Consider the following 26,704-nt stretch of genomic DNA (forward strand, 5'->3'; position numbering starts at 1 on the left):
TCATGCCGCAAGCCCATTTCGCCTATTCGTCGGTGCGCGACAGCGGCGCGAGCGACGCCGCCGGGCTGCCGCTCGGGCTTTCGGTCTTTGCCGATCGTGTGCATCTGCGCGACGAGATGCGCGACGATGCTCAGTCCGCCGGCTTCCACATCATGCGGACCGACGGGATCGCGAGCCTGCTTGAGGGCGAAGCGCAGCCTTTGGGTGAAGTCGTGCTGCTCGATTGTCCGGTGATCGACGGCAGCATGCTCGCTGCGCTGGCGCGGCTCGATCTGCGCGCGGCGAATAGCGGCGCCCAACTCGTGGTCTCGACCACGGTCGAGGCGCTCGACGACGTGTTCGCATGCATGGACCAGTCGAACCCGCAATTTCTCGTCGATCCCAGCCGGGCCGAGCGCGTGATCGCGCTTGGCCGGGTGCTCGCCAAAGTCCCGCAACTGCGATTGCGCGAATTGACGGAAACCGATCGGCTCATGTTGCTGCGCCTGACCGAGCAGGTCGCGCAGATCGCCGAGCGGCTCGACCGGCTGAGCGGCCCGACGCATGGCCATGGCCCCGACAGTGCTTTCCGCTTCGAGGCGTTCAAGCGCGATTTCGCCCATCCTCCGGCAAATCCGATTGGCGGTCCGATCGCGCCCTCAGCCGAGGACGAGGGCGCGCGCGCTACTCGCCAGACGCGACCGCCTCTGCCCGATCCGCGGCTGCTGCGCCGAATCCTGCGCCAGCGCCAGCTTCGAGGGCGGTTCTTCGACGGTGAACTCTTCGCCGATCCCGCCTGGGACATGCTGCTCGACCTCACCGCCGCGCGGGCCGAACACAAGCGGGTCTCGGTCACCTCGCTGTGCATCGCTTCCTGCGTGCCGCCGACCACCGCGCTGCGCTGGATCGGCCAACTCACCGAAGCGGGCCTGATCGAACGAGTCGAGGACGACACCGACCGTCGACGTGCCTTCCTCGTCCTCACCGACCGCGCCGCCGATGCCATGGCGCGCTATTTCCTGGAACTCGACGCGAATGCTTCGCGGCTGATCTAGCAGGCGCGCGAAACGAGTTGGGCCTTGCGCCGCAATGGCCGACGAGAGCAAATGGACATGGAGGCGCGACCCAAGGCAAATCTCGTCGATCGACATCCGGCCGAAAAAACAGGAGGATGCGGTCGCAACGGCGCTGTGACCGCGTTGCGTCGCGATTGACCGCGCGGGAAAATCGCCTAAAGCGCGATTTCCTGCGATCGGGCGCTTAGCTCAGTTGGTAGAGCATCTCGTTTACACCGAGAGGGTCGGCGGTTCGAGCCCGTCAGCGCCCACCATCGCAGGTCCCGCTTGCCATAGCGGGAGCCAAGTTCCACTTCGTCGGTTCCTGCCTCTGGAGGCGAGCATGGACGAAGCGGACGACACGGCGACGGGCGGTACCAAGGCGAGCCGCGGTTCCAAACGCGAGACCCGGAAGATCGAAGGTCGACAATTGCGGCCCTCCACCCTGATGATGGGTCATGGCTACGATCCCGTCCTGTCCGAGGGCGCACTCAAGCCGCCAATCTTCCTCACCTCCACCTTCGCCTTCGAGAGCGCGGCTGCCGGTAAACGGCATTTCGCCGCACTGACCGGACCGGGCGCGGCTCAGGCCGATGCGCTGGTCTATGGCCGCTTCAATGGCCCCGATCAGGAAATCCTCGAAGGCCGCCTTGCCATCTGGGAAAACGCCGAAGCGGCTTTGTCATTTTCCTCGGGCATGTCGGCGATCGCGACGATCCTGCTCACCCATGCGCGACCGGGCGACGTCATCGTCCATTCGGCGCCGCTTTATGCTGCGACCGAAACCCTGATCGGCAAGCTGCTCGGCCGGCTCGGCGTCAAGTGGCTCGACTTTCCCGCCGGCGCCACGCGCGAGGAGATCGAGGCGGTGCTGCGCGATGCCGGATCGGCGCGCGTGCCGCTGATCTTCCTCGAAAGTCCGGCCAACCCGACCAACAGTCTGGTCGATATCGAGGCCGTGCGCGATGCCCGCGACGCTGTCTTCACGAGCCACGACGAGCGCCCGCTGATCGTGATGGACAACACCTTCCTCGGTCCACTCTGGCAGAAGCCGCTCGCGCACGGTGCCGACGTGGTGGTCTACAGCCTGACCAAGTACGTCGGCGGTCATTCGGACCTTGTCGCCGGCGCGGCGGTCGGATCGAAAGCGGCGATCGGCGCGATCCGCGCGACGCGCAACGTCATCGGGACGATCACCGATCCGCACACGGCCTGGATGTTGCTGCGCAGCCTCGAGACGCTCGAACTGCGCATGAGCCGCGCGGGCGAGAACGCGGCCAAGGTGTGCGCCTGGCTGCGCGAGCACCCAAAGATCGAGCGCGTTGGCTATCTCGGTTTTCTCGAGGAAGGCAGCCGCCAGGCCGATATCCATCGCCGCCACTGCTCGGGCGCCGGATCGACCTTCTCGCTCTATCTGAAAGGGGGCGAGGCACAGGCCTTCGCGTTCCTCGATGCGCTCAAGATTGCCAAGCTCGCGGTCAGCCTTGGCGGCACCGAGACCCTGGCTAGCCATCCCGCCGCGATGACGCACCTCTCGGTCGCGCCCGAACGCAAGGCGCTGCTCGGAATCAGCGACAGCTTGGTGCGGATATCGATCGGGATCGAAGACGCCGACGACCTGATCGCCGACTTCGAGCAGGCGCTCGACCGGGTTTGAGCGCGGCTTGTATTGCGTCTGAGGCGACCTACATCGGTGTCAGCACGGTCAGGCTGGCGGTACTTCCCCCTTCCGCCGCCACCGCGCCGAGTGGGGTGGCTGCAGACACTCCAGCTCGATCCAGCCAGACTGGACCGAAACGCGGAGCGGCCGAGCGATCGGCCGCTCCGCTCGTTTTCGCATCAGCGGCCGAGCTGGCTGCCCAGGATCAGACCGATGATGCCGGTGCCGATTGCCGCCATGATGATGTCGCCATTGTCGTCGCGATAATAGCGATAGCCGCGACGCGGGGCCGGCAGGTTGTACGAACCCCAGTCGTTCACATAGTAGCGGCTGTTGTTCCAGTTGCCGTAGCGCTGACCCTCGCGCCAACGGCCGTTGTAGCCGTTGTAGCCCGCCTGGCGGTTGTAACGGTTCCAGCGCCACTCGTTGCGGTTGCGCTGCGAGCCGTTCCAGCCCCGACGATTGTCGTAGCGGTCGAACTGGTCGGGGCGGCCGTCACGGTCGCGGTCGCGGTTCCATTCGCGACGGTCGGATCGGCCGTCGCGGTCGCTGTCGCGCCACCTTTGCTGGGCCGCGGCGGGAACCGCGGTCAGCACGCAAGCGGCGGCGGCCAGTGAGGCCATGGCACTCGATAGCTTCTTATTCATTGGTCGCTCCTTTCGGGTGACGACCGGAATGCCGGTCGTGCCCTGAACGGAGGGGAAACGACTCTGTCAGGATACCGTTCCCCCATCGCGTCGGCCGATGAAGCGTTCGATATCGCGGATCAAGTGACGACGCGGCCGCCGTTGACGCCGATGGTCTGGCCGGTGACGTAGCCGGTCTCGTCGAGGCAGAGCCAGGCGCAGGCGTTGGCGATGTCGTTCGGCTCGCCCATGCGGCGCACCGGAATCGTCTGCAACAGGACCTCGGTCGGAATCTGGAAGCGATCGCGGTTCGCCTCGGACATGATCGTGCCCATCACCGAGCCCGGCGGGATGTTGTTCACCGTGATGCCGTAGGGGCCGAATTCCTGCGCCATCGAACGCGTCATCGTCACCACCGCGCCCTTCGACGACGAGTAGGGGATCATGTTGATCGCTCCGGTCTGTGCCGAGGAGGACGAGATGTTGACCACGCGGCCCCACTTCGCCGCCTTCATGTCGGGCAGGACTTCCTGGGTCAGCAGGAACGGTCCGCGCACGTTGACCGCATAGATGAGATCCCAGCGTTCCTCGGTCAGCTCCTCGAAGGGCGTGAAGTCGGTGACGCCAGCGTTATTCACCAGGATATGGATCGGACCGAAGGCCTCGCGCAGCTTGTCGATCGCGGCCTTGACCGGCGCGCGTTGCGAGACGTCGGCGCCCAGCGCGATGGCCTTGCCGCCTGCCGCCTGTATTGCTTCGACCGTCTCGGCGCAGCGGGCTTCGTCGAGATCGAGCACGCCGACGGCCACGCCGTCCTTGGCCAGACGCTTGGCGCAGGCGGCGCCGATGCCGGCGGCGGCGCCGGTGACGAGGGCTACTCGGTAGGTCATGATTCGCTCTCCGCTGTTCAGGTGTTCAACATTGCCCTTAGCGCGAATAGCCGGGCTGGGAAGCGGCTTTTGCGGGCGATCGTACAACATCGCCTAGGCACGGCGAAGTGGCTAGCGGTGTGGGACTTTCGGCGGTGGCGTGGCGCGGGTCAGGCGGTCGAATATCTGAGTCATCACCGCGCTCGCCTCGCGCGCCTTGCCGCGCGCACAGCTCGCCTGCAGCGCGAAATTGCCCCAGCTCTTGCCGTTGAGGAAGTTGATCCCGGCGACGCGCGGCTGCGCGGGATCGAAGATGCAGCCCGCCGGATAGACCTCGCCCGCATAGCCGCCGACGGGATCCTCGGGACCGAGGGCCTGCGGGCGCAGCAGCGCGGCCTGCGCCCGCAGCGCTTCGAACTCGGCCTGGGGCAGGGTGAAGCTGCGACGCTGCTCGCTGAAGTCCTGGGCTTCCTCGGGGTTTTCCGGCGCGCCGACCCTTTCGAGCTCCTCGAGATACTCGATCGAGCCGCCCGGGGTGATCGACCACGAATGGAAGCGCCAGGCTCCACCGGGCTGCTGGACGCGCTTCCACACGGTCAGCGTGTCGCCGGCGATGGCATAGGCGCCGGGCGCGGCGAAATCGCCTACCAGACTTGGCTCCGGCACGTCGGCCTTGCCGCAGGCAGCCAAGGCGAGCGGCAAGGCAAGCGAGAGGATCAGGCGGTCAACGCGCAAGCCGGCGCTCCACGAAGGCGGTCACGGCGGCGAAAGTTTCGGCCGCGCCGGGGCGCTGGAGGCCCATGATCACCGCGACATGCTCCATGCCGTCGATCGCGCAGAGCGTCGAGTTCACACCGGCGGCGAGGAGCTTGTCATGAAACAGCTGCGAATCGTCCCGAAGCACTTCGCCTGTGCCTACGCTGATCAGCGTGGGCGGATAGGCGGTGATCGGTGCGAGCAGCGGCGAGGCCAGCGGATGCTCCGGATCGAAGCCTTGGAGGTAGAGCTCGGCCGCGACATCGGCCGATTCCTTCGAAAACATCGCGTCGAAGGCGGCATTGGCCGCATAGGAGCCGGCGGTGACGCGCAGGTCGAGCCAAGGGGAGAGCAGCACCAGCCCATCGATCCGCGGCGCGCTGCCCAGCGCGCTGAGCAGGCCGAGCGAGGCTGCCAGCCCACCGCCTGCGGAATCTCCGCAGACGATCAGCGGCGCGTCGCCGATTTCTTCGCGCAGCGCGGTCAGCGCGGCGAGTGCGTCGGACAGGCCGGCTGGAAAAGGTCCCTCGGGCGCGAGGCGGTACTGCGGGACGACGATCTCGACATCGCATTCCTTGGCCAGGGCTTCGGCGAAGAGGCTCTCGAATTCGGGGCGGCCTATGCGAAAACCGCCGCCGTGAAGCTGAAGGACATGGCCGCGCGGGATGCCCTCTGGCTTGAAACGCAGTGTACGCAGTCCGCCGAGCTCGTTTTCAACCGGAGGTTTCTCGGTTTTCCAGGTGCCCGCATCGACCATGACCTGCATCTGCGCCCGGCGCTCGAGCAGATCCGCGGGCGCGGCGCGGCCCGCGCGCAAGGGCGGAAGCGATATGGTCATCGATGGATGGTCCCTCTCTGCAGCTTTGCATTCGGCTGTAGAGCGCTCGCCGCCGCGCCGGAAGGCCCCGATACGCAGTTCCGCAATGACGGATATGGAAAAGGCGACGAGCGACCGCTTGCGCGCAAAATCGCGACACGATCCATCTTGCGCAGACCCCGTTTCGCCCCCAAATGTTCAAGCGATGTTCAGCCGCGCGAGACTACGGCTCGTTCGTAAAACTATCGGGCGCCAAGCAGTTAGGTCATGGCCCCCTGGAGAGTCATGATGTTCGCCAATCCGCAATCCCACCTCGGCCGGATCAAGGCCGCCGCCGCGGCGGTTCTGATGCTCGCGGTGACCGCCTGCGCTTCGCCGTTCAACGCCAACGTGTCGCGCTTCCAGTCGCAGCTTCCCGCGCCTTCGGGCCAGACCTTTGCGGTGGTTGCCGACGATCCGTCGATGGCCGGCGGTATCGAGTTCGGGCAGTACGCTCGGCTTGTCGAGGCCAAGCTGGCGCAGCAGGGCTATACCCCGGTCGCAGAGCCCGCGAACGCTACGCTGCTGGTCCGCTTCGACTACGGCGTCGACAAGGGCCGTGAGCGGGTGCGTTCGACCAGCTTCGGCGCGGGTTCCTATTGGGGGCCCTGGCGCGGCTATCGCGGCGGGTTCGGTTATGGCCCCGGCTTCTATCGCCCCGGCCTGTGGAACTATGGCTGGTACGACCCCTGGTTCGACCAGGGCGGCGTCGAGAGCTACACCGTCTTTACCAGCGGCATCGAAGTGAAGATCGATCGCCGTGCCGACGGCCAGCGTCTGTTCGAAGGCAAGGCCGAAGCGGTCTCGACCTCGAACCGCCTGCCTTATGTCGTGCCGAATCTCGTCGAGGCGATGTTCACCAACTTCCCGGGCAATTCGGGCGAGACCGTGCGCATCAGCGTCGCGCCCGAAAACAAGCGCGGCTGATTTCAGCTTCCCAGCGAGGGACGAAGAAGGGCGGGACCGGCAACGGTTCCGCCCTTTTGGTTTGCGCTTGGCATAAGATCCTCCCCTGTAGGGGACCTGGCAGGCCGCCGGCCTCACGGAGGGGTGTCCCCGTCTCCGTGAAGGTTGCGCCCCTCCACCACCAGCTAGGCTGACGGTCCCCTCCCCATACCGGGGAGGATCGTGGATCAATAAGCCCGTTCGACGATGCGGTTGGTGTTCGTCGCGCCGTTCTCGAAATAGCCGAGGCCGTAGTCGCCCTTGATCGTCGTGCGCTGCATGCGGCGGCCGTATTGCGGGTCGTGGCCGCTGACCGCGTGGAGCACGCGCCAGTTGTCCCAGATCAGCATGTCGGTCTCTTTCCACTTGTGGAAGTAGGACAGCGCCTGCGCCTTTTCGAAGATCTCGGCGCAGACCGCCTGGAGCAGGGCGTTGCCTTCGGGGGTCTCGTCGCCTTCGAAGCCTTCGGCCATCCACGGCGAGACGTGGAGCACCTTCTCACCCGAGCTGCGCGTCCAGACCGCCGGGTGGATCGCGCGCGGCACGTCGGCGGCGGCATCCATCACCGCCTGGGCGTGCGAGTTCTCGCTGAGCACGGCGAAGCCTTCGGGCGCACCGAAGTGGAAGTTCGCCATGATGACGTTCATCCGGTAGAGCACATTCTTGCCCTCGATCGCCGCGCGCAGATCGGGCGAGAGCGCTTCGTAGAGCTCGATGCCGTCGGCGAAGCCGGTCATGCCGCCGTCGGGCGGAATGTCGATCGCACGCAGGACGCCGGCGCGGTTGAGCTCGTTGTTGTAGGCGTGGTCGAAGTGCCAGGGCAGCCACTGCGCGGTCTTGCGTCCGCCGATCGACATGAGCCCGTCGGTGCCGGGGGTGTAAGTCATGTCGATCACACCGGGCATGGCATCGTCGACGCGCGGCACGGCTTTGCTCGGGTGCTCCTTGAGCGGACCGAACACGTCGCTGAGCGCGACGTGCATCTGGCCCGAGGGCTCGACGTCTTCGAAGACGATGACGCCCTTGGCTTCGAACAGCGCATTGATCTGCGCGCGGATCGCGGGATCCTGCGTCTGGGCGAGCGTCAGCCCGCCGATGCGGGCGCCGAATGCACGGCCTTCGGTCAGAGGCCTCACGTCGAGAGTCATGACATTCTCCTGGAATCGCATATTTGCGCCGCGCCTATCACGAAAGCGAAGGGCTTGCCTTGACGAAATAGGACAAGGCCGGCCCTGCGAGTGTGCAAGACCGGCCCTGTCATGTTCATCGTTTTATTCGGCTGCGACGGGTTCGGCCGAAGCACTCTCGCGCAAGGTGGGCATGACCTTGTCGGCGAAGCGCTTCATCTGGTCGTAGACGCGGTCGTAGGACATGCCGCCGTAGGAGAAGTTGGCGATGATGTCGTAGTCGCCCACGGTCGCCTTGCGCATCGCATCCTTCTCGATCAGCTGTGCGGGCGTGCCGATCAGGTTGCCGCCGATGTAATCCTTGTAGGCCTTTTCCGGCCCGCCGGCGGCGTTCATCGCATCGCCCAGCGCGACGTAGGTGGCATAGGAGGGCATGTTCTTGAAGTGCTCGCCACCCCATTCGTAGTGGTTGGCGACCTGGTAGAACTGCTTGGCGAAATACTCGTCGGTATATTCGGCCACCTGCTCCTCGGTGTCTACGCAGACGACGAAATCCGAGATCACGAAGGGCGGGGCCTTCTTGCCGTGCTTGGCCTCGAAGGTCGAGCGATAGGCGTTGATCTCCTTCATCGAGTGCGACCAGTCGCCCTGGCTGAAGCGCAGCGCCTTGAGACCGTATTCGGCGGCGACCTCGGCCGAGCTCGGCGACATCGAGACCATCAGCATGCGGTCGCGCGTCCAACCCTCGGGACGCGGCCGGATCTCGACCTCGGGCTGCTGGAAGTGCTTGGTGTTGGCCTTGACCGTGCCGGTCTCGAGCCCGTCCATGATGATCAGTGCGGCCTCGTCGAACAGCTCGCGGCTGTCGGCGATGTCCTTGCGGAAACCGTTGAACTCGCGTCGTGCGGCACCGCGGCCCATGCCGAGGATGACGCGGCCCTCGGACAGCGAATCGAGCATGGCCACCTTCTCGACCACGCGCACCGGATCGTTCCACGGCAGGATCACCGCGGCGGGCATCAGCTTGATCGTCTTGGTCTTCGCCGCCACGTAGCTCAGCGCCTGGAGTGGATCGGGGCAGGCCGCGTAGTCGGTGAAATGGTGTTCGACCATCGCCGCGAAGTCGAAGCCCATGGCCTCGGCCTCGATGGCGATCTGGGTTTCCTTCCGGAAGAACTCCATGTCGGGCATGCCGTGGAGGTTCTGGAAGCCGAGATGGACGCCGATCTGCATGATGTTCTCTCCTCGAAAGTCTTGATTGTCAGGCGGAGACCAGGCGTTCGCTGGTCGATGTGATCGGTTCCTCGCCGTTGAGCGTGGCGCGGTGGAACTCGCGGCCGCTCTCGCGGTCGAAGGGCAGGACGCGGTGCATGGCGCCGGTGTTGTCCCAGATGACGAGATCACCGAGCTGCCACTTGTGGCGATAGACGTACTTGTCCTGCGTCGCGTGGCGCATCAGCCGTTCGAGCAGGTCGTGGCTCTCGGCCTGGGCCATGCCCTCGACATAAGCGCCGGAGGTGCTGAGCACGAGCGACTTGCGGCCAGAGCGATGGTGCCAGACGAGCGGATGCGAGCGCTGCGGATAGCTATACCAGACCGCGAATTCCTCGGGCGTGACGTCGCGCATCACCGGGAACAGCGCAGCCTGCATCGTGTGGACCACGCGCAGTTGTTCGAGCGCGGCGCGCTCGCCCTCGGGCAGGTCCTCGAAGGCGGCATAGGTGTTGGCGAAGCAGGTGTCGCCACCGGTCTGCGACAGCTTGAACGGGGTGAACAGCGTCGCCAGTGGCGGTACCGGCTCGTAGGTGCCGTCCATGTGCCAGAGGTGGTTGCCGGGCAGGAACCGCGCGTAGTCCGGGTTCACCTTGCTATCGAGCGAGATCTTCATCACGCCCTCTTCGCCTTCGTTGAGCGTGCGCCCGTCGGTGCCGCGCTTCGACGCTCCGAGCCGCAGGTCGCCGAGCGACCGCGAAATCGTGCGCAGTTCGGCATCGTCGGGTGCGATCCCGCGAAACAGCAGCACGCCGCGCGCGTCGAGCAGCGCGCGGATATCCTGCGCGTGTTCGCCGCTGAGCAGGTCGGCCTTGGTGATGTCCACCTGCGATCCCATGCGGGGGGACAGATCGATCGACGAAAGCGCCATGGCTGGCATCCTCTCCATGTCCGTCAGGCCGACTCGGCAGCAGATCATTTGTTACTCTTATCGTTTCAATAGCAAGCCGATATGATACCGTCGAGAGCGTTTTTTGCGGAATTGGCTTGAATAGTCACTTGCATCGTTTCAATGCCGGGCGATGGCCGAAATGCAAACATCGCCACCGATCCTGCGCCGGCCCGGGCGGCCGACGCTCAGTGACGAGCAATTGCTCGACATTGCGCTCGACCTGTTCCTCGAGCACGGCTTCGAGCGCACGAGCATCGACGCGATCACCGCCGCGGCGGGCATGGCCAAGCGTACGGTCTATGCGCGGTACGCCGACAAGGAAGCGTTGTTCAAGGCGGCGCTGGCGCGCGCGATCGACGAGTGGATGGTGCCCGTGGCGCGGCTGCGTGCGGCCGAGGTCGACGACCTGGAAAAGGCGCTGCTGGCGATCGCGCAGATGCTCCTGACCAACATCCTCAGCCCTGCGGGCCTGCGGCTGCTGCGGCTGAGCAACGCGGTCTCGGTTTCCATGCCCGAAATCGCCGCCGCCAACACGCGCATGGGGACCGAGCCGACCCTGGACTATCTGGCCGACCTGTTCCGTCGCCGCCTGCTGCCCGCCGATGCCCCCGCGCCCGAAGCCCAGGAGGCGGCGCTGGCCTTCCTCCACCTCGTCGTCGGCGGTCCGGCGAGCACGGCCGCCTGGGGTGTTGCGTTCGACGACGACTCGATCGATCGCCACACGCGCTACTGCGTGCGACTGTTTCTGCATGGGGCCTTGCCTGTGCAGGATCGGGGACTGATCGAACGCGAGAACCGGCGGCTCAGGGCCCAGGCCGCAGAGGCGGCCGAGGTATTGGATTCGTTGAATAAAAAACTGCGTGACGGGATCTGACGGCGCGCGACGGGCCGTGCGCAAGGCGGGGTAAAAAGTCTACTGAGTCGCTTGAGATTGGCCGGACTTGGTTTATCTTAGGTTAATCGACTCGGAGGAAGCGCCATGCGGCAAATTCAGATTGGATCGATTGTTTTCGCCAAAGGCGAACGGATGTTGCGCCGGGTTCTGGCGATCAAGGACGATCATGCGCGACTGGAGGGCATCAATGGCAGCCCGCGGCGCTGGTTCTCGCTCTCGCAGCTTTCGCTGGGCGGCGAAAGCGCCCCGCTCAAGACACACCTGCTCTGAATTCATCGAGCGGGTGAATTCGTGAGGCGCCGCTGACGCGCGCCTCACCTTCCCTATTTTACATGCGCCATGAGCGGATCGGCCATCAGGCTGGTCGCGAAAGGTTTGAGCTGATCGAGCGCGCCGGCCTGGACCAGCTTGGGCCAATCGGGTTCGGCGATCATCGCGCGACCGACCGCGATCAGGTCGAAGTCGCCGCGATCGAAGCGGCGCATCAGCTCGTCGAGCTTGGCCAGATCGAGCTCGGCGGTCTTGCCTTCGCTGAGGCTGACCAGGAAATCGAGGTCGAGCCCGATCGAGCCGATCGTGCAGGTCGGCACGCCGGTCACCGCCTTGACCCAGCCGGCAAGATTGCGATCGTCGATCTCGGGGAAGCAGGGTTCCCAGAAGCGGCGCTGCGAGCAGTCGAACAGCTCGACCCCGGCCTCGACGATCGGTGCGAGCAGCGCTTCGAGCTCCTGGGGCGTATCGGCCAGGCGCGCGTTGAAATCGACCATCTTCCAGTTGGACATGCGCATGATGATCGGCATGCCGGGTTCGAGCTGCGCGCGGCAGGCGCGCACGACTTCGGCGGCGAACTGGCCGCGCGCGCGCGGCGAGCCGCCATAGCGGTCGCTGCGGTGGTTGAGCGCCTTCCACAGGAACTGGTCGATGACGTAGCCGTGCGCGCCGTGGAGCTCGATCCCGTCGAAGCCGAGCTCGACCGCCTTGGCCGCGCCGCGTGCATAGGCGGCGATGACCTCATCGATCTGCGCCTGGGTCATGCCCTCGGTCACCTGCTTGCCGGGCGCGATGTAGCCCGAGGGGCTGACCTGACCGAGCTCGTCGCGGAATTCGACGTCGTTGCCGACGAGCACGTCGGGGCCGCGGTAGACGAGGCCGACGTGCCAGAGTTCGGGCAGGCAGATTCCGCCCTCGCGGTGGACCTTGGTGGCCACGTTGCGCCAGGCGTCCCAGGCGTCGTCGCCGTGGAAGCGGCCGAGCATCGGATTGTCGCCAGACGAAGGGTGATCGATATAGGCGCCCTCGGTGATCACCAGGCTGGCGCCGCCCTGTGCGCGCCGTGCGTAGTATTCGGCGGCATCGTCACCGGGGATGCCACCTTCGCAGACCTCGAGCCCCATCGGCGGGAAGACGAAGCGGTTGGGCAGGGTGAACCTGCCGAGCTGGAACGGTGTAAACAGGCCGCTGAAATCGGTCATGGGCTCTCCGGGAATGTCACTCACGCTTTCTGAGCGGCGCGTTCGCCAAGCAATTTGTACAGATGTTCAGCCGATGTCGAGCGGAAGCTTGTCAGCGCCGGGCTTGCAGCCGGGTGAGATCCTCGGTGCGATCGACGTCGAGCAGGATACCGTCGTCGGCCACTTCGACGAAAGCCAGGTCGTCGCGCTGCTTGAGCAGGCGGCCCGCGCCCTCGTCACCCGCCAGCCGGGCGATCTCGGGAAAGGCGCGCGCAGCCAGCAGGACGGGATGGCCGTTCTTGCCCGCGTGGCGGGGCACGGCAGCGAAGCGATCGTCCAGAACCGCAGCGAGCCGGGCCGCGACGTCGTGCGGGATCAGCGGCATGTCGCCGAGGAAGACGAAGACCCCCGTGACTTCACCAGCCGCGGCGACGCCGGCCTGGAGCGATTCGGAAAGCGCGGTGCTCGCGATGCACACGCGCTCGATCGGGGGGACTGCCGGCCAGTCGCCGAAATCGACGCGATCGCCGCAGACGACGATGACGCGTTCGACTGGCGCCGCACGCGCAGCGCGAATCGCGTGATGAAGCAGCGGTTCGCCGCGGAACGACGCGGAGAGCTTGTCGCCACCGAAGCGCCGTGCAGCGCCGGCGGCCAGGACGACCGCGACGAGCGGCGTGGTCACGCGCGTTCCCGGGTGGGGTTCAACGCCTGCATGATCTCGGCCAGGATGCCCACCGCGACCTCCCAGGGGGCCTTGCCCAGCCCGGCGATGCCCGGCGACAGGTGCAGGCGGGCCAGTTCCTCTGCGGTCGCGCCGGCGGCTGCGAGCGCCGCGAGCCGCGCGGGTGCACGCGACTTGGCGCCGATCATCGCGACATAGCCGGCGCCGTGGCGCAGCGCGTGGAGGCAGCCGCCGAGGTCATGATGATCCTCGTGCGTCGCGCCGACATAGGCGGTCCAGCGATCGACGCCGATCTCGGGCAGGAGCGCCGACGGTTCGCCGCGCAGATAGGTGACCTTGGAGAAGGGGGAAGGGCCCTCGGGTCCTCCGGGGCGCAGCAGCAGCGTTTCGAACTGGGCTTCGGCGGCGAGTTGCGCCAGAGCCAGGGCGCCAGGATCGCCGCCCGAGACGATCAGCCGCCGCGGCGGATCGTAGCGGCGCTCGATCCGCAGAGGATCCTGGGTCAGCGAGAGCAGGGGCGCGTCGTCGCCCACGAGCACTTGCTGATCGGTTCCGTCGGTCGACCAGAGGCAGGGGCGGCGCTCGCGCGCATTCTCGAGCAGGGCCTGCGCCGCCGGGCTGTCGAGATCGATCCTTTCGAGCAGGACGTGCAGCGCTCCGCCACAACGCAGCCGGATGTCGATCCAGGGGCTGCCCATGCCGTAGTGGAGGCGGCGCGGCGCGCCGTCTGCCAGCACTTCGGCGGCATGGCGGGCAACGTCGCCCTCGATGCAGTCGCCCGAGAAATAGCCGCTGGCCTGGCGGCCGTCGAACAGCATCTGCGCGCCCGGTCCGCGGGGGGCGCTGCCTTCGACCTTGTAGAGCGTGGCCAATGCAGCGGGCCGGCCGGCGGCGAGGGCGCGGGCCAGCATGGGGCGCACGTCGTCGCTCCAGCCGAACAGGGGCCAGTCGGCATCGGCGATCACGTCGTCTTCGATCATCACAGCTATGATATGTACCGTCTCATAGAACGGCAAGGCAGCCCTATGCCGAAGCGGGTGAGCGCTCACCGCTGATGAGGGGGGCGATGATCAGGCGATTGAGGATCGCGGCGATCTCTTCGGGCGAATAGGCCTCGTCCTGCGAAAGCCACCAGGCGAGCAGGTCGATCGTTCCGCCAGTGCCGTAGACCACGCCGAGGTCGGCGGGGAGCCACGACTTGCGCTCGACCATGTCGCGCGGCAGCTGCCGGGCCTGGCGGATGAATTCCTCGCGAACGATGCCCGCGGCGCCGCCCGTCAGCAATGCGGCCCAGAGATTGCGGTGCTCGGCGACGTGACCGCACAGCGCGCGCGTCGATTCAAAGCTGTTGGAATCGTAGAGCACCGGCAACGTGCGGGCGAGCAGGTCGGCGATTTCTTCCGAGGCGACGTCGCTGAGCAGGGCTTCCTTGGTCGGATAATGGCGGAAGAACGTGGCGTAGCCCGTTCCTGCGCGCGCCGAGATCTCGCGGATTGTCAGCTGGTCGAACGGTTTCTCCTCGAGCAGTTCGAGCAGGGCACCGGTCAATGCGTTGCGCGAGCGTACCTGGCGGGCGTCGCTGGGGCCTTCCCTGCTGATACGACTGACGGCGGCTTCCATGACGGTGCCGTAACATTGGTATTCGCGTGTGTCGATTGGCCGGCGGGCGCTGGCCGAGAATCCGGTTCAAATCATGGACATTATCGTGGTCGCGACGTTGCCGCGGTGCGATCAGACCAAGGTGATGCGGTCGGCGTAGAGCAGGCGACCGCCCGAAAGGTGCCAGAGTGCCTCGTTGAAATCGCCCGGTGCCATGGCGAAGCAGCCCTCGCTGCGGCCGATCTTGCCCCACTTCGAGACCATCGACGGATCGACGTACCAGGCCGGATGGACGACGATCGCGCGGGGCAGGGCGAGCGAATTGTCGGGATCGAGCCCGACCAGGCGGATCGAGGTGCCGTACTTTCCCTTGTACCATTCGCAGGTCAGGTAGCCGCCGCGCGAGGTGGCCTCCGAGCCGGGTACGTTCGAGAACTGCTTGAGCCAGCCGTCATGCTCGGGATCCGAGCCGCGGCCATGGGCGACGAGGAACGAGCGGACCGTGCCGTTCTCGAGATTGGCGAAGTGGAATCGCGGTAGCGACGAAGGGCGAGCAAAATCGGCGATGCCTGCGATGTCGCGGCGCCAGACGGCATTGCCGGCACGCGCGACCTCGCGCTGGGCGATCTCGAGCACGCGGCGATCGTAGACGGGGTTGGGATCGGGAACCGCCGGAACGGTCAGCGCCGGGGGCGTTGGCGCTGCGGGAGCTGCCGGCGGCACGAAGGTGTGGTCGAAGGCATCGCCCAGCGGATCGGCCAATGCGCGCGCCGGCACGGCGAGCGCAGCGGCTCCGATGAGCCCGCCCTTGATGACATCCCGTCGTTTCAATCCCGCCGACATAGCTTTCCGATATAGGGAGAACGTGAAGAAATCGCCATATCGGATTGAAAGCGGTTCCACTCTTGAACGGAATTAACGTGCATTCCGGCCGTGCACGGCGGTTTCAGGCGACGACTTTCAGCCGTGCCTTGTCGTGCTGCGCCATCCAGGCCTCGACCACCGGCGCGATCGACTTGCGCCACTTGCTGCCGTTGAAGATGCCATAGTGGCCCACGTCGGGCGCGAGATGGTATTTCTTGCGGCTCGCGGCGAGCTTGGAAGCGAGCGTCAGCGCGGCCTTGGTCTGGCCGATGCCCGATATGTCGTCCTTCTCGCCCTCGATCGCGAGGATCGCGGTGTCGCGGATCGCGGTCAGATCGATCGGCTTGCCGCGGTGGACGAACTCGCCCTTGGGCAGCGAATGGCGCTGGAACACGTGCTCGATCGTCTGGAGGTAGAACTCTGCGGTCATGTCGCAGACCGAGCGATACTCGTCGTAGAACGCCTTGGTCGAATCGGCGCTGTCCTCGTCACCGGCGACCAGGTGCTCGAACATCTGGTAGTGGCTCTGCAGGTGGGTGTTGATGTTCTGCCACATGAAGCCGGCGAGCTGGAGGAAGCCCGGATAGACCTTGCGACCCGCGCCCGGATAGATCGCGGGGACCGTGGCGATGACCGTGTTCTCGAACCACGAGAAGGGCCGCGTCGTCGCGAGGTCGTTGACGCTGGTCGGCGCCTCGCGCGTGTCGATCGGCCCGCCCATCATCGTCAGGGTGGTCGGCCGGCACGGGTTGCCGTCGGCGCCCATGATCGCGGTCGCGGCGAGTGCCGGCACCGAAGGTTGGCAGACCGCGATCACGTGAGTGTTGGGGCCGATGTGCTCGAGGAAGGCGATCAGGTAATCGATGTAGTCGTCGAGATCGAAGCGGCCGGTCTCCACCGGCACGGTCTTCGCGTCGGCCCAGTCGGTGATGTAGACGGTGGCGCGCTCGGCCATGCGCGCGACGGTGCCGCGCAGCAGCGTGGCGTAGTGTCCGCTCATCGGCGCGACGATCAGCAGCTTGGGGGCATCTTCGGCCAGTCCGGCGTGGGTGAAGCGCAGCAGATTGCCGAAGGGGCGGTGGAGCACGATCGCCTCGGTTACGGCATGCGTCTCGCCATCGACGGTGACGCTCTCGATGTCGAAGGCGGGCTTGCCGCGCGGCGCGGCCGCATGGGCGAAGACGTCGAGCGCCGAGGACATTACCGAGCCGAAACCGAAGGCGCCGAAAGGCGACAGCGGGTTCGCGAGCATTTCCGCGGTGACGGATGCCCAGGCGCTAGCGCCGGTGAGCATGGCGCGCTGCAACTCGTAGGCGTTATAGAGCAAGGGGTGACTCCTGAAGCATGCCCATAACCTGGGGCTTCGCGATTGATTGTGCAATGCGGCATTTTTGCGGGCGCCGCGTGAGCTGGCGCATAATGGACCGGCTTGTCCGCCAGCTTGTGCGGCACACGCTTTCCCTCGGCCCGCAGTGGTTGTAAGGGCGCGCGATGACCGCCGAAAGTATCGAGGCCGAAGCGCCGCTTTCCGTCGAAGGCCCGGAGTCTGCGGGGGAGACGACGAGCGAGCCCGAGGCCCTGCCCGAAGGCAAGCCCGCGCGCAGCCTCGGCCCGCTGCGGATGATCTGGCAGCTGACCCTCGCCTATCCCAAGCAGATCGCCATCGCGGTGCTCGCGCTGCTGACGACCTCCTCGGCGACGATCGCGATCCCTGCGCGGTTCAAGGCGATCATCGATCAGGCCTTCGGCCCCAACGCCGCGGTCGAGACGATCAACCACGCCTTCTACTATCTGCTGATGATCGTCATCGTGCTCGGCCTGGCGACGGCCGTGCGCTTCTACTTCGTATCCTGGCTCGGCGAGCGCGTGGTCGGCGACCTGCGGCTGCGCGTACAGGACAACCTGCTGCGCCTGGCACCGAGCTTCTTCGAGGCGAACAGCCCGAAGGAGATATCCTCGCGGATGACCTCGGACACGGCGATCATCGAGACTGTGGTCGGCACGACCGTCTCGGTCGCGCTGCGCAATCTGATCACCGGCGTCGGCGGGGTGATCTACCTGTTCTTCCTCGCGCCGATGCTCACCCTGGGCCTCGTCGTCGGCATCCCGCTCGTGGTCCTGCCGATCGTCTGGTTCGGCCGGCGGCTGCGCAACGTCTCGCGCACCAGCCAGGACCGCGTCGCCGGGATTGGCGCGATCACCGCCGAAGTGCTCGGTGCGATCCGCGTGGTCCAGGCGTTCAACCAGGAAGGTCGTGAACGCGCGCGCTTCGCCGATGAGGTCGAGCGCACCTTCGCCACGGCCAAGCGCCGCATCACGATCCGCGCGGCGATGACCGCAACGATCATGGTCCTCGTCTTCGGTGCGCTGGTCCTGCTGATGTGGCGCGGTGCGCTTGCCGTCGCGACCGGCGAGATCGGCGGCGGCACGATCGCCGCTTTCGTGCTGACCGGCGGGCTGGTGGCGGGCGCCTTCGGTTCGCTGACCGAGGTCTACGGCGACCTGCTGCGCGGCGCCGGTGCCGCCAGCCGGCTCAACGAATTGCTCAACGAGAAGCCGACGATCGCGCCGCCCGCGCGGCCGATGGTCCTGCCCGAGCCGCGCGGTCAGCTTGCCTTCGAGCGCGTCTCGTTCCGCTATCCATCACGGCCCGAATTCGCCGCGCTGGTCGACTTCAGTCTGGCGGTCGAGCCCGGCGAGACCGTCGCCATCGTCGGCCCCTCGGGCGCGGGCAAGTCGACGATCTTCCAGCTCGCCGAGCGCTTCTACGATCCGCATCAGGGCACGGTGAAGCTAGACGGTGTGCCGCTGATCTCTGCCGATCCCGCCGACATTCGTCGCCGCATGGCGCTGGTGCCGCAGGAAGGCGTGCTCTTCGCCGCCTCGGCGCGCGACAATCTGCGCTATGGTCATTGGGAGGCCAGCGACGAGGCGATCTGGGATGCAGCGCGCGCGGCCAATGCCGAGGGTTTCCTGCGCGAGCTGCCGGAAGGCCTCGACACCTTCCTCGGCGAAGACGGTGCGCGCCTTTCGGGCGGCCAGCGCCAGCGTATCGCCATCGCCCGCGCACTGTTGCGCGATGCGCCGATCCTGCTGCTCGACGAGGCGACCTCGGCGCTCGACGCCGAAAGCGAGCGGCTGGTCCAGGATGCGCTCGATCGCTTGATGGCCAGTCGCACCACCTTGGTCATCGCGCACCGCCTGTCGACCGTGCGCCAGGCCGATCGCATCGTCGTCATGGACAAGGGCCGAATCGTCGAACAGGGCACGCACGAGGAACTCAGCGGCGCCGGCGGGCTTTATGCCCGGTTGGCCTCGCTGCAATTCGACGAACGGCAATTTTCGTCCGTCGAATGACCTCCTTGCCTAGAGCAGGGCAGTCTAGGTAGCCTGGCTTCCGCATCTTACCGGGAGCCCCCATGCCCTTGATCCGTCGCGCCGTCCTGGCCGTTACCGCCGTTTCCACCCTGGCGCTCTCCGCGCCGCTCTTTGCCGAGGCGCCCGCGAAGCCTGCCGCGGCCACCCAGCCCGCCAAGGAGGATTGGGGCAAGTTCGGCGTCCAGACCCAGTGGATCGACCCCGCCGCCAAGCCCGGCGACGACTTCAACCGCTACGTCAACGGCAAGTGGGACGACGTCACCGCGATGCCCGCCGACAAGACGCGGATCGGCGCCTTCATCACCCTGCGCGACCTGTCCGAGGACCGGCTGCACGCGATCCTCAACCAGCTGACCGCGAGCAAGCCCGCGCGTGGTACCGCCGAAGCGCGTGTCGCCGATGCCTACAAGGCGTTCATGGACACGGCGGCGATCAACAAGGCCGGCCTCGCACCCGCGCGTCCGGTGCTCGACCGTATCGCTGCGGCAAAGACCACTGACGATCTCATGGCGCTGTTCGCCACGCCGGGGATCGAATCGCCGATCGGCGCGGGCGTCGATGCCGACGAGAAGCAGAGTGACATCTACGCGCTCTATCTCGGTCAGAGCGGCCTCGGCCTGCCTGATCGCGACTACTACCTGGCGGACACCCCCAAGTTCCGCGACATCCGTGCCAAATACCTCGACTTCCTGACCCTAATGCTCGGCAAGGCCGGCTATGCGAACGCGCGTGTCGCGGCGCAGTCGGTTTTCGATCTCGAGACCGCGCTCGCGCGCACCCATTGGGATCGTGCGATGCAGCGCAACCGCGACCTCACCTACAACAAGCTGAGCCTTGCCGAGCTCGATGCCCTGGCGCCGGGGCTCGTGCGGAAGTTCCTGGCCGATGCCGGGGCCGGCGCCGCGACCGAGGTGATCGTGCCGCAGATGCCGCCGACGGCCGCGGAAATCGCCGCAGCCAAGATCACGCCCGATGATCTGAAGACCAAGCTCGGCGGCGGCGTACCGGCGACGCTCGCGCTGATCACGGCAACGCCGATCGACACCTGGAAAGCCTATCTCACCGCGCATTTCCTCAGCGACCACGCGGCCTATCTGCCCAAGGACATCGACGAGGCGCAGTTCGCCTTCTACGGCACCGTGCTCGGCGGTCAGCCGCAGCAGCGCGCGCGTTGGCGCCGCGGGATTTCCGCGGTCGAGGGTCAGATCGGCGAACTGCTCGGCGAGGTCTATGCCCAGCGCTATTTCCCGCCGGCGAACAAGGCGGCGATGGACGATCTCGTCACCAACCTGCGCAAGGCGATGGCGGCCAACCTGGCCGAGCTAAAGTGGATGGGACCGGAGACGCGCAAGGAAGCCCAGGCCAAGCTCGACGCCTTCACCCCGAAGATCGGCGCGCCGGCCAGTTACAAGACCTATGACGGGCTGGTGATCGATGCGACCAAGCCGCTGGCCAATCGGCTCGCCGCGTCCAAGTGGGAAACCGAGTTCCGGATGGCCCGCCTCGGCAAGCCGGTCGATCGCGCCGAATGGTTCATGTTCCCGCAGACGGTGAACGCCTATTACAACCCGACCTTCAACGAGATCGTCTTCCCTGCGGCGATCCTGCAGCCGCCGTTCTTCGCGCTCTCGGCCGATCCTGCGGTCAACTACGGCGGCATCGGCGCGGTGATCGGCCACGAGATGGGTCACGGCTTCGACGACCAGGGCGCCAAGTCCGACGGCCGCGGCAACCTGCGCGACTGGTGGACGCCGCAGGACAAGGCCGCCTTCGAGGCGCTGACCGTCAAGCTCGTCGGCCAGTACAACGCCTTCTGCCCGTTCGACGGCAGCAAGGCCGGCAGCGAAAAGGCCTGCATCAATGGGTCGCTGACCCTGGGCGAGAACATCGGCGATCTCGGCGGGCTCAGCCTCGCCTATCGCGCCTACAAGCTCTCGCTGAACGGCAAGGAAGCCCCGGTGATCGACGGCTTCACGGGCGACCAGCGCTTCTTCCTCGGCTGGGCGCAGGTCTGGCGTGGCAAGACCCGCGAGGAGCAGGCGCGCCAGTTCCTCGTCACCGATCCGCACTCGCCCGGCGAGTATCGGATCAACGGCATCGTCCGCAATTTCGACGAGTGGTACAAGGCGTTCGACGTCAAGCCGGGAGAGAAGCTGTACCTGCCGCCCGACCAGCGCGTGCGCATCTGGTGATCCCTTGGCGCCGTCCCGACGAGGGGCGGCGCCAGATTACCGCAATGCAACTTGACTTGGCCGTGCGGTCCTTCATCACCGCACGCGCATGGACCTGACCCTCACCGCGATCCTCCTCGGCATAGTCGAGGGCCTCACCGAGTTCATCCCCGTCTCCTCGACCGGGCACCTCATCCTCGCTTCCGAGATCTTCGGCTATGACGCGAACACCTGGAAGGTGTTCAACGTCGTGATCCAGCTCGGCGCGATCCTCGCGGTGATCGTGCAATACTGGCGGACCTTCTGGGCCGTGGGCACGGGCCTCCTGCGCTGGCAGCCGATGAGCGTCGCCTTCGTGCGCAACCTGCTCGTCGCCTTCATCCCTTCGGCGGTGCTCGGGCTCGCGCTCAAGGACTACATCGACGTGCTGCTGGGCAGTCCGCTCGTGGTGGGCTGGGCGCTGATCCTGGGCGGTATCGCGATCCTGGGCATCGAGCGCTGGGCCAAGCCCGGAGGGCCGACGGGTGTCGCGCAGTTGCCGGTCGGCCAGGCGCTGGGTGTCGGGCTGTTCCAGTGCATTTCGATGATCCCGGGCGTCAGCCGCTCGGGCGCGACGATCATGGGGGCGCTCGCGATGGGCATCGAGCGCCGCACCGCCGCCGAGTTCAGTTTCTTCCTGGCCGTGCCGACGATGATGGGCGCGACCACGCTCGAGCTGTGGGACAGCCGCGCGTCGCTCGCTGGCGGGCTCGGCCCGGTCGGCTGGAACGAGATCGCAGTGGGCTTCGTCGTTTCGTTCATCGTCGCGCTGGTGGTGATCAAGGCCTTCGTCGCCTTCGTCAGCCGCTCGGGCTTCTCGCCCTTCGCCTGGTACCGCATCGTTGCAGGCATCCTCGCGGTGGTCCTGCTCAGCACATAGGAGACGGCGGATGGGCAAGCTCAAGAAGAAGAAGTACCTCGAGCTGCTCGAACCGCTGCAGGAAGACCTGGTCGCCATGGCGCGCTGGGCCGAGGCGACGGGCGCGCGGATCGTCGTGCTGTTCGAGGGGCGCGACACGGCGGGCAAGGGCGGGGCGATCAACGCCATCGCCAGCCATCTCAACAGCCGCCAGTGCAAGGTCGTGGCGCTGAGCAAGCCCAGCGACGACGAGAAGGGCCAGTGGTACTTCCAGCGCTATGTCGGCCACCTGCCGACGAGCGGCCAGATCGTGCTGTTCGATCGTTCCTGGTACAATCGTGCCGGCGTCGAGAAGGTCATGGGCTTCGCTACCGAAGAACAGGTCGCGGCCTTTCTCGACCAGGCGCCGCGGTTCGAGAAGCTGCTCGTCCAGGACGGCGTGTTGCTCTTCAAATACTGGCTGACCTGCGACCAGGTCGAGCAGGAAGAGCGCCTGCGCGAGCGCGCCGAGGACCCGCTCAAGCGCTGGAAGCTCTCGCCGATCGATCTCGTCGCGCGCGAAAAGTACGATGATTATACCCAGGCGCGCGAGGCCATGCTGGCGGCGACGCACACCAAGCAGGCGCCCTGGACCCTCGTCGATTTCAACGACCAGCACCGCGGCCGGTTGACCGTGATCCGCGATTTCCTCGACCGCTTGCCGGACAAGAAGGTCGAAGCGCCTGACATCGAGTTCAAGCCGCTCGAAAACAAGCCGGGCGAGGAGAGCTTCGACAAGCTCAAGCCGATCAAGGCCTACCCGGTCGATTGATCGCTCGGGCGCGCGGAGGCCTCTCGCCAGCCCGATGGGGCGTGGTTATGGTACCGAAGAGGCCGATTTTCCCAGGGAGAGAGACATGCGCAAATTCACCGCGGAACAGCTGCACGCGGCTTTCGAGCTCCAGCAGATGCTCTACGATTTCGCCTATGAGCTCGACCACGGTTCGGAGAAGGTCGGCCGGTACTATGCCGAAGACGGCGCGTTCCGCACGGGCGGCATCAATGTCGAGGGGCGGGCCGCGATCCAGGGCTTCTACGACACGCGCAACGAGAACGTGAAGAAGTACCAGAAGGACGGCCAGCGCACCGGCCGCCACATCTTCACCAATGTCCGCGTCGTGTTCGACGAAGCCGATGCCGGCAAGGCGACGATCCACTTCACCAACATCAACTATGCGGGCGAGGGTCCGGCACCGGTCCAGGGCCTCGGCAGCCCTTCGGCGATCGCCGACGGCCTGATGGAATGCCGCCGCCAGGCCGACGGCCACTGGCTGTTCACGCTGTTCGCGCCCAAGCAGGCGCTGATCGGCGAGGACGATTTCATGAAGCTGATGCTGGCGCTCAACGCCAAGAAGTGAGGGCTCAGGCCGGCGCGCGATAGCCGAGGCTGCGCGAGATCGTCGCGGCCTCGTCGCGCACCAGGCGCTCGAGTTCGTGGAGCCGGTCCTGCAGTCGCAGGCTCGGCGCGGCGACGATCAGCGCCCCCAGGACCGTGCCCGCGGCATCGCGGATCGCCGCGGCGGTGCCGGTGACGCCTTCGGAGGCCTGGTCGATCGTCTGCGCCACGCCGGCCGCGCGCGCGGTGGCGATCGCCTCGACCAGCGCGCGCTTGCCCGTTAGCGTCTCGGTAGTGAAGGCTTCGGGCTTCACGCGTTCGAGATAGCGGCGCAAGTCCGCCTCGGATCCCGCCGCGAGCAGCGCGCGGCCGCCCGCGGTCGAATAGAGCGGGCGGCGATCACCCACGGGCACGATGAAGCGCACGGTCTTCTGGCTCTCGATGACGTCGACATAGGTCAGCGTCTCGCCGTCCTCGTCGCCGACGCCGAACAGCACGGTCTCGCCGCAGCGTTCGGCCAATCGCCGCATGCCCTCGCGCACGAGGTCCGAACTCTGCAGCCGCCGGCGCGCCTCGAGCAGCGCGCTCGACAGGCCGAAGGCGCCCGGGCCGAGCTGCCAGGCACCGTCGGCGGCCATGACGAAGCCTTCCTCGGCCAGCCCGCGCAGCAGCGCCGCGAGGCTCGACTTGGGCGCGCTGAGCGTACGCGCGAGATCGGCCAGGCTCATCGGCCCGGGGCTCGTGCAGAGCGCCTCGAGAATGCGGATGACCCGCGTCACCGACTGCGGCGACTGCGACCCGCGCTCATCGGTCGGCGTGCGTGTTCCCGGCGATAGCCCCATTGCGCCGATAGAGCGGAGCAGGGCGGGGAATGCAAGCTTGCGGCTTGCTCCTAGGCGAAAGCGGGCAGCACGTCCTCGGCGATATCGCGGGCGTAGTGCAGGAACCGCTCGACCGGCAGGCCCGGCGGCATGCCGAGCAGATAGTGTTCGAGCGGCATCCGCGCCTGGAGATCCTTCAGCTTGGCGATCGCCTCTTCGGGCGTCAGGATCTTGAATTCGCCGCTGGCCTTGTATTCGTCGAGCGTCTTGGGCTTCATCCCGCCCATGCCCAGCGCCTGATCCTCGGCGAAGAATTCAGCGTAGCTGTTGTTGACGTGGAGGAAGTGCGGCGCGAGCTCTTCCATCGCCGCTTCGGGATCGCGCGCGATGAAATGGGTGAGCGCCGGTATGCGTACGCCGACCGAGGCCGGATCGCGCCCGCGTTCCTGCAGCTTGGCGGCGTAGGAGTCCCAGATCTCGGCATTGCCGATATAGCCGTCGCCATAGCGTGCGACGCGATCGAGCGCCTTGTCGGAGAAGCCGCCGATGTAGAGCGGGACGCGGCCCTGCGGCGCCGGCGGGCTCAGCCTGGCGCCGGTAATGTTGAAATGCTTGCCCGCGAAATCGACGGTCTCGCCGGCCCAGAGCTGGGTGACGATCTGGAGGAATTCGTCGAAGCGCGCGCCGCGCCTGGTGAAGTCGACGCCGAAGGCCGCGGTCTCGCGCTTGCGGTAGCCGATGGCCAGGCCGAGATCGAGCCGCCCTTGCGACAGCAGGTCGATCATCGCCGCTTCCTGCGCGAAGCGGACGGGTTCGTAGAGCGGGGCGAGCGCGACGCCGGTGCCGAGCCGCATGGTCTTGGTCCGCGCGGCGATCGCCGCGAGCAGGGTCAGCGGTGTCGGCAGATAGCCGTCATCGGCCAGATGGTGTTCGGGGACATAGGCCGCGCCGAAGCCGAGCCGCTCGGTCTCGACGATCGCGTCGAGCGTTTCGGCGTAAAGCGCTTGCCACGGCCGCTGCCACTGTGGCGGATTCCGAAAGTCGTAAAGGAAGCCGATGGTCAGTTTGGACATGCACGCTCTCCCCGCCTGCTGAACAGGTGTTCTACAGGCGCGGTATGGGAAAAGCTGTGCGGATGTCCAGCGGCTTTACGAAGCGTCCATCGAATAGCCGGCTGCGCGGACCGTGCGGATCGGATCGCTCTCGCCGTCGCGGTTGATCGCCTTGCGCAGGCGGCGGATGTGGACGTCTACCGTACGCTCGTCGATGTCCGAGTCCATGCCCCAGACGCCGTCGAGGATCTGCTGGCGCGAGAGCACGCGGTTGGGGCGTTCCATGAAATAGCGCAGCAGCTTGAACTCGGTCGGGCCCAGGTGCAGCGCTTCGCCCTTGCGGCGCACGCGGTGCGAGGCGAAGTCGAGCTCGAGATCGCCGAACACGAGCACGTCGCCGGCCAGCGACGGACGGCTGCGGCGCAGCAGCGCTTCGACGCGCGCCATCAGCTCGCGCGGGCTGAACGGCTTGGTGACGTAGTCGTCGGCGCCGGTCTTGAAGCCGCGGATGCGGTCCTCTTCCTCGCCGCGCGCGGTGAGCATCAGGATCGGTACGCGCGCGGTCGCCTTGTCCTTGCGCAGCTGGCGGCAGACCTCGATGCCGGGGACCTGTTCGATCATCCAGTCGAGGATGATCGCGTCGGGCGCCTGTTCGCGCACCATCAGCAGGGCTTCCTCGCCGTCACCGGTCGAGCGGACCTCGTAGCCTTCGGCGCCGAGGTTCCAGGTGAGCAGTTCGCAGAGCGCGAGATCGTCTTCGACGACCAGGATCGAAGGCTTCATCAGACCACTCCACTCGTGTCGCGCGGACCATCCTTCTCGGAGAAGTACTGGCCCGTCGCGGCGAAATAGACCATCTCGGCGACGTTGGTCGCATGGTCGCCGATGCGTTCGAGATTGCGCGCCACGAACAGCAGCTGCGCCGCGCTGGAGATCGTCGCCGGGTTCTCCATCATGTGCGTGACGAGGTTGCGGAACAGGCTGTTGTAGAAGTTGTCGAGCTTCTCGTCGCGGTTGATCACCTCGATCGCGAGCAGGCTGTCGCGCGCGCCATAGGCGTTGAGCACGTCGCGGACCATGCCCTGGGCGATCTCGGCCATCGCCGGAACCAGGGTCAGCGGGCCGATCTTGGCGCGGCCCTCCATGTGGCCGACGCGCTTGGCGATGTTCTTGGCATAGTCGCCGATGCGCTCGATCACGCCCGAGATCTTGAGCGCGGCGATGACGTCGCGCAGGTCGTCGGCCATCGGCGCGCGCAGCGCGATGACGCGGACGGCGAGCCGGTCGACCTCGGCCTCGAGCGCATCGATGCGCGCATCGGCGGCGACGATCTGCTTGGCCTTGTCCTCGTCGTGCCGGGCGAGCGCATCGACCGCGTCGCGGATCGCGACTTCGGCGAGGCCGCCCATCTCGGCGATGAGGCCGCGAAGCTGACTGATCTCGCTGTCGAATGCCTTGACGGTATGTTCTGCCATATC

27 protein-coding genes and 1 tRNA gene are annotated in these 26,704 nt (G+C 66.5%); 11 read left to right on the top strand and 17 right to left on the bottom strand.

Features of this window, described 5'->3' with window-relative positions; genetic code table 11:
• Nucleotides 1-2 precede the first annotated feature (2 nt).
• From WG901_RS14370 to WG901_RS14380, 3 genes are all read left to right on the top strand, one after another.
• On the top strand, nt 3-1,034 hold the full coding sequence (locus WG901_RS14370) for a winged helix DNA-binding protein (RefSeq protein WP_339587783.1): 1,032 nt from the start codon (nt 3-5) through the stop codon (nt 1,032-1,034).
• A 199-nt stretch (nt 1,035-1,233) separates the two neighbouring features.
• Nucleotides 1,234-1,309: transfer RNA gene (locus WG901_RS14375), tRNA-Val, on the top strand.
• Between the two features lie 68 nt (nt 1,310-1,377).
• Nucleotides 1,378-2,691, top strand: coding sequence for a cystathionine gamma-synthase family protein (locus WG901_RS14380; protein ID WP_339587784.1), 1,314 nt, complete (start codon nt 1,378-1,380; stop codon nt 2,689-2,691).
• 182 nt (nt 2,692-2,873) lie between these two features.
• Here the strand turns inward: WG901_RS14380 and WG901_RS14385 are convergent, their stop codons facing one another.
• The 4 genes from WG901_RS14385 to WG901_RS14400 all read right to left on the bottom strand — a co-directional run bounded on the left by WG901_RS14385 (nt 2,874) and on the right by WG901_RS14400 (nt 5,783).
• The gene (locus WG901_RS14385) at nt 2,874-3,341 is read right to left on the bottom strand and encodes an RcnB family protein (protein ID WP_339587785.1); all 468 of its coding nucleotides are present in this window, start codon (nt 3,339-3,341) and stop codon (nt 2,874-2,876) included.
• Between the two features lie 119 nt (nt 3,342-3,460).
• A complete protein-coding gene (locus WG901_RS14390) occupies nt 3,461-4,210 on the bottom strand; it encodes an SDR family NAD(P)-dependent oxidoreductase (protein WP_339587786.1) in 750 nt (249 codons plus the stop codon).
• Nucleotides 4,211-4,321: 111 nt separating this feature from the next.
• A complete protein-coding gene (locus WG901_RS14395; RefSeq protein ID WP_339587787.1) occupies nt 4,322-4,924 on the bottom strand; it encodes a hypothetical protein in 603 nt (200 codons plus the stop codon).
• The gene (locus WG901_RS14400) at nt 4,914-5,783 is read right to left on the bottom strand and encodes an alpha/beta hydrolase (protein WP_339587788.1); all 870 of its coding nucleotides are present in this window, start codon (nt 5,781-5,783) and stop codon (nt 4,914-4,916) included. Before WG901_RS14400 ends, WG901_RS14395 begins: the two co-directional genes overlap by 11 nt.
• Nucleotides 5,784-6,029: 246 nt before the next feature.
• Between WG901_RS14400 and WG901_RS14405 the strand changes: the two genes are divergently transcribed.
• Nucleotides 6,030-6,728, top strand: coding sequence for a DUF4136 domain-containing protein (locus WG901_RS14405; protein ID WP_339587789.1), 699 nt, complete (start codon nt 6,030-6,032; stop codon nt 6,726-6,728).
• Between the two features lie 206 nt (nt 6,729-6,934).
• On the opposite strand, the gene WG901_RS14410 is transcribed toward WG901_RS14405, so the two are convergent.
• From WG901_RS14410 to WG901_RS14420, 3 genes are all read right to left on the bottom strand, one after another.
• Nucleotides 6,935-7,894 (bottom strand): TauD/TfdA dioxygenase family protein, encoded by a 960-nt coding sequence (locus WG901_RS14410; protein ID WP_339587790.1) that lies wholly within the window; start codon nt 7,892-7,894, stop codon nt 6,935-6,937.
• Between the two features lie 123 nt (nt 7,895-8,017).
• Entirely contained in the window at nt 8,018-9,106 is a 1,089-nt protein-coding gene (locus WG901_RS14415; protein WP_339587791.1) for an LLM class flavin-dependent oxidoreductase, read from the bottom strand.
• 28 nt (nt 9,107-9,134) lie between these two features.
• Nucleotides 9,135-10,016: a TauD/TfdA dioxygenase family protein gene (locus WG901_RS14420; RefSeq protein WP_339587792.1), complete on the bottom strand. Its 882-nt coding sequence runs from the start codon at nt 10,014-10,016 to the stop codon at nt 9,135-9,137.
• Between the two features lie 151 nt (nt 10,017-10,167).
• On the opposite strand from WG901_RS14420, the gene WG901_RS14425 reads away from it, so the two are divergent.
• Together WG901_RS14425 and WG901_RS14430 are read left to right on the top strand one after the other, a co-directional pair.
• Nucleotides 10,168-10,911, top strand: coding sequence for a TetR/AcrR family transcriptional regulator (locus WG901_RS14425; protein WP_339587793.1), 744 nt, complete (start codon nt 10,168-10,170; stop codon nt 10,909-10,911).
• A 153-nt stretch (nt 10,912-11,064) separates the two neighbouring features.
• Complete coding sequence (locus tag WG901_RS14430) at nt 11,065-11,202, top strand: hypothetical protein (protein ID WP_339587794.1); 138 nt, start codon at nt 11,065-11,067, stop codon at nt 11,200-11,202.
• A gap of 53 nt (nt 11,203-11,255) precedes the next feature.
• Here the strand turns inward: WG901_RS14430 and WG901_RS14435 are convergent, their stop codons facing one another.
• The 6 genes from WG901_RS14435 to WG901_RS14460 form a co-directional block, all read right to left on the bottom strand.
• Entirely contained in the window at nt 11,256-12,404 is a 1,149-nt protein-coding gene (locus tag WG901_RS14435; protein ID WP_339587795.1) for an oxidoreductase, read from the bottom strand.
• A 91-nt stretch (nt 12,405-12,495) separates the two neighbouring features.
• Entirely contained in the window at nt 12,496-13,068 is a 573-nt protein-coding gene (locus WG901_RS14440) for a nucleotidyltransferase family protein (protein WP_339587796.1), read from the bottom strand.
• Nucleotides 13,065-14,048 (bottom strand): XdhC family protein, encoded by a 984-nt coding sequence (locus tag WG901_RS14445; RefSeq protein WP_339587797.1) that lies wholly within the window; start codon nt 14,046-14,048, stop codon nt 13,065-13,067. The genes WG901_RS14440 and WG901_RS14445 overlap by 4 nt, the downstream gene beginning before the upstream one ends.
• Before the next feature lie 43 nt (nt 14,049-14,091).
• Nucleotides 14,092-14,688 carry a TetR/AcrR family transcriptional regulator gene (locus WG901_RS14450; RefSeq protein ID WP_339587798.1) on the bottom strand — a complete coding sequence of 199 codons (597 nt, stop codon included), beginning with the start codon at nt 14,686-14,688 and terminating at the stop codon, nt 14,092-14,094.
• 111 nt (nt 14,689-14,799) lie between these two features.
• A complete protein-coding gene (locus WG901_RS14455) occupies nt 14,800-15,498 on the bottom strand; it encodes a murein L,D-transpeptidase catalytic domain-containing protein (protein ID WP_339587799.1) in 699 nt (232 codons plus the stop codon).
• 115 nt (nt 15,499-15,613) lie between these two features.
• Nucleotides 15,614-16,858, bottom strand: coding sequence for a polyhydroxyalkanoate depolymerase (locus WG901_RS14460; protein WP_339587800.1), 1,245 nt, complete (start codon nt 16,856-16,858; stop codon nt 15,614-15,616).
• A gap of 164 nt (nt 16,859-17,022) precedes the next feature.
• Here WG901_RS14460 and WG901_RS14465 point away from each other — a divergent pair, with 164 nt between their 5' ends.
• The 5 genes from WG901_RS14465 to WG901_RS14485 all read left to right on the top strand — a co-directional run bounded on the left by WG901_RS14465 (nt 17,023) and on the right by WG901_RS14485 (nt 23,375).
• Entirely contained in the window at nt 17,023-18,888 is a 1,866-nt protein-coding gene (locus WG901_RS14465; RefSeq protein ID WP_417603122.1) for an ABC transporter transmembrane domain-containing protein, read from the top strand.
• Nucleotides 18,889-18,950: 62 nt separating this feature from the next.
• Nucleotides 18,951-21,101, top strand: a complete 2,151-nt coding sequence (locus WG901_RS14470) for a M13 family metallopeptidase (RefSeq protein ID WP_339587801.1) — start codon at nt 18,951-18,953, stop codon at nt 21,099-21,101.
• A gap of 88 nt (nt 21,102-21,189) precedes the next feature.
• A complete protein-coding gene (locus WG901_RS14475) occupies nt 21,190-21,999 on the top strand; it encodes an undecaprenyl-diphosphate phosphatase (protein WP_339587802.1) in 810 nt (269 codons plus the stop codon).
• 10 nt (nt 22,000-22,009) lie between these two features.
• On the top strand, nt 22,010-22,789 hold the full coding sequence (gene ppk2, locus WG901_RS14480; RefSeq protein WP_339587803.1) for a polyphosphate kinase 2: 780 nt from the start codon (nt 22,010-22,012) through the stop codon (nt 22,787-22,789).
• Nucleotides 22,790-22,874: 85 nt separating this feature from the next.
• Nucleotides 22,875-23,375: a nuclear transport factor 2 family protein gene (locus WG901_RS14485; RefSeq protein WP_339587804.1), complete on the top strand. Its 501-nt coding sequence runs from the start codon at nt 22,875-22,877 to the stop codon at nt 23,373-23,375.
• Between the two features lie 4 nt (nt 23,376-23,379).
• On the opposite strand, the gene WG901_RS14490 is transcribed toward WG901_RS14485, so the two are convergent.
• The 4 genes from WG901_RS14490 to phoU all read right to left on the bottom strand — a co-directional run bounded on the left by WG901_RS14490 (nt 23,380) and on the right by phoU (nt 26,701).
• On the bottom strand, nt 23,380-24,195 hold the full coding sequence (locus WG901_RS14490; RefSeq protein WP_339587805.1) for an IclR family transcriptional regulator: 816 nt from the start codon (nt 24,193-24,195) through the stop codon (nt 23,380-23,382).
• 50 nt (nt 24,196-24,245) lie between these two features.
• Nucleotides 24,246-25,247, bottom strand: a complete 1,002-nt coding sequence (locus WG901_RS14495; protein WP_339587806.1) for an LLM class flavin-dependent oxidoreductase — start codon at nt 25,245-25,247, stop codon at nt 24,246-24,248.
• A gap of 75 nt (nt 25,248-25,322) precedes the next feature.
• On the bottom strand, nt 25,323-26,009 hold the full coding sequence (phoB, locus tag WG901_RS14500) for a phosphate regulon transcriptional regulator PhoB (RefSeq protein WP_417603129.1): 687 nt from the start codon (nt 26,007-26,009) through the stop codon (nt 25,323-25,325).
• Complete coding sequence (gene phoU, locus WG901_RS14505) at nt 26,009-26,701, bottom strand: phosphate signaling complex protein PhoU (RefSeq protein ID WP_339587807.1); 693 nt, start codon at nt 26,699-26,701, stop codon at nt 26,009-26,011. Before phoU ends, phoB begins: the two co-directional genes overlap by 1 nt.
• Nucleotides 26,702-26,704: the final 3 nt, after the last annotated feature.

Origin of the sequence: Novosphingobium anseongense, from assembly GCF_037482895.1 — a bacterium.
GTDB lineage: Bacteria > Pseudomonadota > Alphaproteobacteria > Sphingomonadales > Sphingomonadaceae > Novosphingobium > Novosphingobium anseongense.